The organism is Synechococcus sp. H55.11, from assembly GCF_047462475.1.
Lineage (GTDB): Bacteria > Cyanobacteriota > Cyanobacteriia > Thermostichales > Thermostichaceae > Thermostichus.
On the sequence record NZ_JANSJI010000180.1, the window covers coordinates 1 to 5248 of the forward strand.

Here is a 5248-nt window from a genome sequence, read left to right on the forward strand (position 1 = left end):
GAAGCTGCTCCTTGCTATGTTCCCACCCCTCTCCCTGTGGGAGAGGGGCCGGGGGTGAGGGGCCTGGGGGTGGTCGCGTCGGCGGCGCGGAGCGCTTGGGTTGGTCGAACTTGTCTGGAATGGGTTCAAGCCGGAACACCGTTCTCCCAATCTGTCTCCGCAGGCGGCGTAGGCTCTTGCATGGGCCAGACCCAATCTGTGAGGTCTTGGGCAGGGATCCCTTGCGGCATGAGCCCGTGGCAGCGGGAGCAGAACAGACAACTGGCACAGCGTTCACCGTAGGGGATCCCGGGAAAGTTCTGCGCCTCCAGTTGCCGCAGGCGGGCCAGGGTGGCTTTGAGGTGGGCCAGATCCCGCTCGTAAGCGGCGGCGCTGTAGCGGCGGTAGAAGGGCTGCTGCGGGTGTTGCACATACCAAAGGGTCAGTTGCACCTGCTCCGGCTGGAAGGGGCCTTCCAGGAGCAGTTGATCGGCCACCCCAGACAGCAGCAGGGGGTAGAGGCGCACCTGCCAGTCCTGGGCCAACTGTTCATCGGGGGGGCGCTGCCGCTCCGTCTTCCAATCGACAATGTGCAGGGATCCCGGGGTAATCACCAGCCGATCCAGGCGGGCCATCAGCTTAAACCCCTCGATCCGCTGCCAGAGGGGCAATTCCGCCAACACCCGCCCCTGCGGATGAGCGTGGGGACTGGCCAAGAACACCTGCCACCACTGGCGTACTGTCTCATCCAAAGCAGATAAGCGGGGCTCCACCTGCCGACCGCGGCTGTGCCACTCGACCAAGCGGTGAAACTGCCGCCCGCGCCTCTGCTCCAGTTCGTGCTCAGAAGCATTGGCAGCAGGCCAGATCAACCGCTCCAGGTACACATAGCGAAACAGGCGAGGACAATGATCCAGGAGCGCCAAGGCGGAAGCAGACAGGTTGACCTGCTCAAGGCTCAGCCTCTCCAAAGGGGGGGCAGAGCCTACAAAAGGGGCAATCGGGATCCCAGACATGGGCAAGTCCTGGCGGGGATGGGAGGAGTGCAACTGCTCTGAGCACACTTGAACTGACCTTCCACTAAAAGCTGGGGGTTGTGCTAGGCTCCTGTCGAATTTGCCCAGACCCAGACAGCGACCATCCCATCCCAGAGCAACAAAAGCAGAGCCAAGCATCCGAGCAGCCCGTACATCCAAGGCTGAACGTAAGGGCGCAGCCCGCCGATCTCCAGTTGGGTGTGACGTTGAACCTCGGCCAACAGACGCTGGAACCCGGCCACCCGCATCGGCAAAAGCACGCGCTCCCCAGCTTGGGTGACTAAGTAGTACACCATACCGCCTTGGCTGGTGGAGCGGGGCTCAATGCGTTCCACATCAGCCCACCGGATCTGCCACTCCTGCCGCACAAAAGGTGGCACCCAGCCTGGGTAGGTGGCCTGCATGCCCTTTTCATCCAACTGGATCTGTTGGCTCAGGGATCCCAGGACTACTCCCCATCCCAGCAGCAGAGTTGCCCAAAGGGATCCCAGCTCAAGCGGTGTTGCCTGTTGCCGGGACAGCAAGATGGGCAGGGGCAGGCTCAATCCCCAGTACAAGGCCTGCAAAGCGTAGCGAATCAACGGGGAGATGGGGAAGATCAACATGGGCAGAGGGGGGCTCGCTTCACCAAGCTTAAGATAGCCCTTAAAAAGGCAGCTCCTCCTTTAAGGATTCCCTTTCTGCTTGGCGATCGACAAGCGGAAAAGACGGCTCACGCCGATGGGACGGCTTTGCTGCTGCATTGGGAAACTCTGCAGCAGATCCTTCTGCCGGTGTCGGCGGGTCGTAGATCTCACCGGAGAGCAGGTCGAGGGATCCCTCGGCTTCTAAAGTCTCCATTGAGGAGAGCCCTGCCGCGGATCCCAACACCCCCTCCAAGTCCACCAGGCTGCCGTTGAAATGGTCGGCAAAACGGCGGGCAATCTCCGCCAGCTCATGGGTTAGTTCATAGGACTGCCGACGGTGCTCTGCATAACCTAGAGAAGCAATGCTGGTTGCTGAGCCGTTCACCTGAGCGCCCCCCACGGGATCGTTGCGCTCAGGCTCTGGCGAAGGTGGGTCAGAGGGGGGATGGTGCCCGGTACTTGGCGGGATGGGCTCCGTTGAGGAAGCAGGGCTGCTGGTGTTATCGCTTGGCAACCCTGGCGCGGCAACGGGATCGGGGGGGAGGAATGCTGTGGGCGGCAGCGGGGCGGAGCTCTTGGACTTGGTTTCGCCGGTGCGATTGGAAACCTCCGGCCTGCCGGAGCGCTGCACAACCAAGTTGAGCTGCACAGGGCGCTGCAACAGATGGTGGAGTACCGACCGCAGTTCGGCTTCTTTGCTGCGCACCTTGTCCACCAAGCCTTTGCTGGGAAAGGCAAGGGTAATCTCTTCCAGAGTCTCTTGCTGCAAATGCCCGGATCCCAGCAGGGCTTTGGTAATTGGGGAAAGGCCCTTGAGGAACTCCTCCCAGCGGGGCCGCAAGAGCCTGGCGGAGGAAGCGGCGGGATCTTGCGCTTTTTCCGGGGAAGTCTCCCCTCGGCTTGGCCCTGCTGTCGGTGGCGGTGTGGAGTCCCCCGTTGCTCGAGAGGCAGGGGTTGGGAGCTTTTCAACCGCTGCTGCAGCCTGCTGCTTTTCTCCTACGACAGCGGGGGCAACGTTCCCATCGAGGTTCTTCAAGACCTCCGGCTTGCTGTTGCCCCTAGCAGAAGACGGGCCGACAACAGCTTCAGGAGAGAGAGCAGGGGATAGGTCGGCAACGGGGAGCGGCTTTCCGCCTTTGGCCTCTGTCGATGGCAGCGGGACGGCACCCTGGCGAAGCTGGCCCAGCAGATCCAGCAGGGCAATTTCCAACCAAAGCTGGGGCTGGCCGCCCTGGCGAATTTGCGGCTCGCACTGGCGCAGATGGCTCTGGGCCGCCAGCAGCATCTCCACCGAGTAGCGAGGGGCCCGCTGCTGCAGGGCTGCCCAAGTGGGATCCGTTACGGCCGCCAACTGCCGCTGTTGTGGTGCCGTCTTGGCCAGCAGCAGATCCCGGTAAAAGGCCACCAGGCTCTGCAGCAGCACCGGCGGCTCTCTGCCCCGCTCCAGCAATTGCCGCGTCTGGGCCAGCACTGCTTGCACATCCTGAGCCAGCAGGGCATCGGTCAACTCCAAAAGCTGCCGCTCCGGGATCCCGCCCACCAAGTCCCACACGGCTTCTGGGGTGATGGATCCCTCCAGCAAGCTGAGCTGATCCAACAGGCGCTCGGCGTCCCGCAGCCCTCCCTGGGCCAGTTGGGCCACCAGCTGCAAGGCTTCTGCCGTGATGGGGATCCCTTCCTGGGCGGCAATCTTGCCCAGGTGGGCCACCATGTCGTCGAGGGGAATGCGGCGAAAGTCAAAGCGCTGACAGCGGGAAACGATGGTGGGCAGAACCCGCTGCGGGTCGGTGGTGGCCAGCACAAACACCACGCGGGGGGGCGGCTCTTCTAGGGTCTTCAGCAAAGCGTTGAAGGCGGCATTGCTGAGCATGTGGCACTCGTCGATGACATAGACCTTGTAGCGGCTATTCACCGGCGCAAACTGGGCCCGCTCGATCAGCTCGCGGATGTTGTCCACACCGGTATTGCTGGCGGCGTCGATTTCAATCACATCCAAAGAAGAGCCGGCGGTGATGGCGCGGCACTGGCTGCACACCTGACAGGGATCCGGCGTCGGCCCCTGCTCGCAATTTAGGGACTTAGCCAAAATGCGGGCGCTGGAGGTCTTGCCCGTGCCGCGCGGCCCACAGAACAAGTAGGCCGGCGCCACCCGCCCCAGCCGGATGGCATTGGTCAAAGTCTGTACCACCGCCCCTTGGCCCACCACATCGGCAAAGCGCTGCGGGCGGTATTTCAAATGAAGGGGTTCGTACTTGCCGGCAGCAGCCATTTTTTGGAGATCTCCAGTCGCAATAGCGGGACGGAGTCCTTGCAAGCGCGCCCCCGCCGCAACCCCTCGATGCTGAGGCGATCCCAGGGGGGCTCCCCCTATTCTGGCTTCTCCCTGTGTCCCTCAGGAGCAACACCGAGTCTTGAAGAAGATGCTGCTTCCTGGGCAAGCAAAGCCTTGGGATCCCGGCGGCGCAGGGGCGGCATCTGCGGCAATTGCACCTTCCAGCGGGGGGCATCCAGTTGATCTATGTGCTGCAGGCGGTAGCTGAGCTGGTACAGCTCCCTCTTGAGCTGGCGATTTTCTGCTTGAATGGCGGCGATGCGCTCGCGGATGGGCTGCAGGCGGGCCTGCAGCTTGCGCCGGTAGAGCTCCGGCAGCTCTTGGAGCATCTGCTCCAACACCTGCTTTTCTTGGTAGAGCTGCTCGATCTCGGCCTCATAGCTGCGAATCTGTCGGTGTTGCTTTTCTTGGCGCAGCTCCAAAAGATCGATCTGGCTTTGCAGCAGGCGGTTGCGCTCCCGCAAAGCCTGAATCTCCTGCTCCCGCGCCGCCAGCGCTTGCACCCACCAGGACTCTGCCCTGCTATCGCCAACAGGCTCGCCGCCGCAAATCGTTTCTTGCATCGACTCTTCCTCAACCCACCATCCCCATCCGCTACTCTATCCAGTCTGCTGGGGCGAGGCCAGGGGTTTCTGGGAAGCCAGCGCTTGTTGCACCTGGGCTTCCAGCTCCGCCAGGGATCCGGAATTGTCCAGCACTACATGGGCGCGACGGGCCTTTTCCTCCAGGGGCCACTGGCTGGCCAGGCGAGCTTCAATTTCTGCCGGTGTCAGGAGGGGATCCCGCTGAGCCAGGCGCTGCCGCTGCTGCTCAGGGGTACAGGTCACCACCCAGATCTCGCTGACCCAGTTTTCCATGTGGGCCTCAAACAGCAGCGGGATCATCAGGCAAACGGTGGGAGGGCCGTCCTTTTGAGGATTTGCAACCCCTTGCGGCGCAGAGGCTCCGTGAGACTGGAGAAACTCCCGCAGCCGCGCTTTGACAAACGGGTGGATCTGGGCTTCTAGCCAGGCCCGCTCGGCGGCATCGGCAAAGATAATCTGCCCTAACTGGCGGCGATCCAGCTCTCCAGAGGGATCCCGGATGGCCTGGCCATAGCGCTGCAGCACCCGCTCGCGGATGGGGGATCCCACCGCCAAGGCCTGGCGGGCCATCTGATCCGCATCGGCCACCGGGATCCCGTGCCGTTCCAAGATGCGGGCCACTGTGGATTTACCGGTGGCTATGCCGCCCGTCAAGCCGATGATTCTCATGGGAGCTGTACGATTTCACAC

5 protein-coding genes are annotated in these 5248 nt (G+C 62.7%); all 5 read right to left on the reverse strand.

Annotation, left to right across the window (positions count from 1 at the left end):
- Positions 1 to 125: 125 nt before the first annotated feature.
- Positions 126 to 1028 carry a PD-(D/E)XK nuclease family protein gene (locus tag NW853_RS07415; protein ID WP_414348702.1) on the reverse strand — a complete coding sequence of 301 codons (903 nt, stop codon included), beginning with the start codon at positions 1026 to 1028 and terminating at the stop codon, positions 126 to 128.
- A gap of 50 nt (positions 1029 to 1078) precedes the next feature.
- Positions 1079 to 1621 (reverse strand): hypothetical protein, encoded by a 543-nt coding sequence (locus NW853_RS07420; RefSeq protein ID WP_414335941.1) that lies wholly within the window; start codon positions 1619 to 1621, stop codon positions 1079 to 1081.
- Positions 1622 to 1661: 40 nt separating this feature from the next.
- Entirely contained in the window at positions 1662 to 3911 is a 2250-nt protein-coding gene (locus NW853_RS07425) for a DNA polymerase III subunit gamma/tau (protein ID WP_414348705.1), read from the reverse strand.
- Between the two features lie 98 nt (positions 3912 to 4009).
- Complete coding sequence (locus NW853_RS07430; protein ID WP_414335938.1) at positions 4010 to 4537, reverse strand: hypothetical protein; 528 nt, start codon at positions 4535 to 4537, stop codon at positions 4010 to 4012.
- Between the two features lie 36 nt (positions 4538 to 4573).
- Entirely contained in the window at positions 4574 to 5227 is a 654-nt protein-coding gene (gene coaE, locus NW853_RS07435; RefSeq protein ID WP_414348708.1) for a dephospho-CoA kinase, read from the reverse strand.
- Positions 5228 to 5248: the final 21 nt, after the last annotated feature.